Below are 3,101 nucleotides of genomic sequence, written 5' to 3' on the forward strand. Positions count from 1 at the left end.
GCATCAAGCCCACGGTCGGCGTGATCTCGACCGAGGGGGTCGTCCCCGCCTGCCGTTCCTACGACTGCGTGACCATCCTCGCGGCCGATCTGGTCACGGCCGACCGCGCCATGCGAGCGATGGCTTCCGGCACACCCATGGGTGTCCGGCCCTCGGACGGTCGACTGGCTACACCGCCCGCGGAGATCCCGACGCGCGACTGGCCCGCGGATGTCCGGTTGGCCGCGCCGCCACGGCCGGTGGTGGCGGTATTCGGCACCCTGCCGGATCTGGATCCGCTGTGGCGCGATGCCTTCGACCAATCCATCGCCACTCTCCGCGCCGGGGGCGCGACGATTGTCGAGATCGACGCGGCACCCTTCCTGGCGGCCGCGAGACTGCTCTACGACGGCGGGCTGGTCGCCGAGCGCTATGCGGCCGTCGGCGCGTTCGTCGATGCTCACCCCGAATCCGTCGATCCCACAGTCGGTTCCATCATCGGGGCCGCCCGCGAAATACCCGCCCACCAGTTGGTCGCGGATCTGGCCGCGCTGGAACGGCTGCGGGCCAACGCCATGGCGAGCCTGGCGGGGGCGGATGCGCTGCTGGTCCCGACCGCGCCGATGCATCCGACAATCGCCGAGGTCGCGGCCGATCCGGTCGGGGTCAATTCGCGGCTGGGTACCTACACGAACTTCTGCAACCTCTTCGATCTCTGTGCGGTGGCGGTGCCTACGGACGAACCGTATTTCGGGGTTACCGTGCTGGCGCGCGCGTTCGAGGACGCGGTCGCGTTGGATGTGGCCGCGATGATCAGCGGGACCGAGCTCGGAGAATCGGTGTGGCCGATGGCGGCCGCGCGGGTGCAGGAGTTGATCGTGTTCGGTGCGCATCTCCGCGGGCAGCCGCTGGAGCATCAACTGATCGAGCTGGGTGCCCGCTGGGGTGGCGTGGTCGAGACCGCGCCGCACTACCGGCTGGCCGCGCTGGACACGGTGCCGCCCAAACCGGCCGTGACCCGCGTCCCCGCAACCGAATCCGGCGTGGCGATCGCCGGGGAGCGCTGGCTGCTCTCCCCCGCCGCACTCGGCCGCTTCCTCGCGGACCTGCCCGCGCCGATGCAGCTCGGCGCGGTCGAACTCGCCGACGGCAGCTGGCGCACCGGATTCGGCTGTACCGGGGCCGCCGCCGAATCCGCCAAGGACATCAGCGAATACGGCGGCTGGCTCGAGGCACTGGCGGCCGGTGCCGTCGGCTGACGGTTCAGTCCTTCCAGAGCGCCGCGATGCGGTCCGCGTCCGCCTTGCCCTGGGCGCGACCGGCTTCCAGCGACGGGACGCGGGTGGCGGAGTCGAGGGGGTTGAGTCCGAAGGCGGCGATGGCCGCCTCGTCGGGCGCGATCACCTCGACCCGCGCGCCGGCCGCGACCAGACCCGCCACCTGGGCCTCGAGTTCCCCGTCCGGCATCGGCGCGATCACCAGCACCCGCGCGTAGCCGGTGGCGAGGTCGGCGTTCACCGAGGTTCGCACGCCGCCATCGGTATAGCGGGCATCGCCGATGGTGGCGCACGGCCACACCATGGGCACGGCCGAGCTGGCCGTCACCGCGTCGACGAGGGCCACGCCGGAGTCCTTGTCGAAGATCCGCAGTTCACCGGTCGCGGCATCGACCGCCACGATCCGCAAGGCCCGTTCGGGCCACTCGTGCACGGGCAGCCGGGATTCGATGACGGCCCGCCGCTCCGGTTCCGGCACCGAATCGGCGGTCAGGGCCAGTGCGCCGATCGTGCGGCGACGTTCGACCGAGTCGGTCGGCATCGCCTCGAGGGTCGCTCCGAGCGTCTCCCACAGTCCCGCGAACTTCTCCATGGACGGCACGATCTCGCGGCTCTGCACCGCCGGATCCACCTGCCGCCGCACCAGTTCCGCGATCTCCAGCCCGCTGCCCAACTGTGCGGTCACATTGGATCCGGCCGACGTGCCCTGCAACAGATCCGCCTGCGTCAGATCCACGCCCGTATCGGCCAGCCCCGCGACAATCCCGGTCGCCCAGGCGATTCCGGCCACCCCGCCGCCCCCGATGACCAACGCGCGTTCGGTCGCCATACCCGTTCCCACTTCCTGCCGCAGAAGACACCTCGCGGTTTGAAACTACCGCCTGCGACGGCCCCGATCATTCCGAAATCTGGGTGGCCTCCGGATTGGTGGCATCGCGGATCACGCGCAGGCCGGCGGTGAACGCCTCGAGTTGTTCCGGCGTCAACAGCCCGGTGAACCAGCGCTCGACACCGTCCAGGTAGACCGGCAGCACCCGGGCCACCCGGGTCGCCCCGGCGGCGGTGAGTACGGCGTAGGAGCTGCGCCGGTCGCCCGGGGCGGCCTCGCGACGCACGAAACCGTTGCGCTCCAACCTGTCCACCAGGCGGGTGACGCCACTGGTGGACAGGTTGGTCTGGGTGGCCAGATCGGTCATCCGGAGCTTGCGGCCGGGCGAACGGCTCAGACGCAGCAGGGCATTGAGGTCGAGGCCGGAGAGTCCATTGCCCTTCCATGCCTCCTCGAGGCGGCTGACGAGCCCGTCGTGCGCCTCGTAGAGCAGGCCCATCGCGGTCAGCCGGGGGTCGTCGAACAGATGCTTGGGATCCACGCCGAGCAGCCTAGACCAAACGTTTTCATTGCGGATAGTTGACACGCGGAACATTTGGGATATCTTGTTGTCAGCGCAATATTCCGCAGCGCAACTAAATGGAGGTTCCGATGACGAACACGCACTGGATCGCGGGTTACCGTGCACCGCTGGTGAATCCGGCCGAGGAGATCAAGCTGGCCGAGCCGCGCGCCTTCGACGGCGAGACGGTCCGGCAGGTGGTGCGGATGGCCGGGGGCGGCTCCCGGCTGCGGGTGCGGCTGACCAATCGCTACGGCACGGGCGAGCTGGCGATCGGCGCGGCCCGGATCGCGATCCGCAAGACGGACGGCGAGATCGTGCCCGAGACCGAACAGCAGGTGCGGTTCGAGGGCGCGGCTTCGGTGCGCATCCCCGCCGGGGCCGATATCGTCAGCGACCCGGTCGAATTCGCGGTCGCGGCGGGCACCGAGCTGGCGCTCAGCCTCTACCTGCC

General features: G+C 70.1%; 3 protein-coding genes and 1 pseudogene. 2 read left to right on the plus strand and 2 right to left on the minus strand.

The window, feature by feature from the left end:
• The coding region (locus ACWELQ_RS42225; protein ID WP_452402598.1) for an allophanate hydrolase-related protein at positions 1-1,238 on the plus strand (1,238 nt) is incomplete at its 5' end.
• Positions 1,239-1,242: 4 nt separating this feature from the next.
• On the opposite strand, the gene ACWELQ_RS42230 is transcribed toward ACWELQ_RS42225, so the two are convergent.
• Both ACWELQ_RS42230 and ACWELQ_RS42235 read right to left on the minus strand, forming a co-directional pair.
• Entirely contained in the window at positions 1,243-2,085 is an 843-nt protein-coding gene (locus tag ACWELQ_RS42230) for a patatin-like phospholipase family protein (protein ID WP_452402599.1), read from the minus strand.
• A 67-nt stretch (positions 2,086-2,152) separates the two neighbouring features.
• Positions 2,153-2,626 (minus strand): MarR family winged helix-turn-helix transcriptional regulator, encoded by a 474-nt coding sequence (locus ACWELQ_RS42235; RefSeq protein ID WP_452402600.1) that lies wholly within the window; start codon positions 2,624-2,626, stop codon positions 2,153-2,155.
• A 110-nt stretch (positions 2,627-2,736) separates the two neighbouring features.
• On the opposite strand from ACWELQ_RS42235, the pseudogene ACWELQ_RS42240 reads away from it, so the two are divergent.
• Positions 2,737-3,101: pseudogene (locus ACWELQ_RS42240) on the plus strand (SGNH/GDSL hydrolase family protein); the annotation flags it as partial.

The organism is Nocardia sp. NPDC004722 (assembly GCF_053601505.1).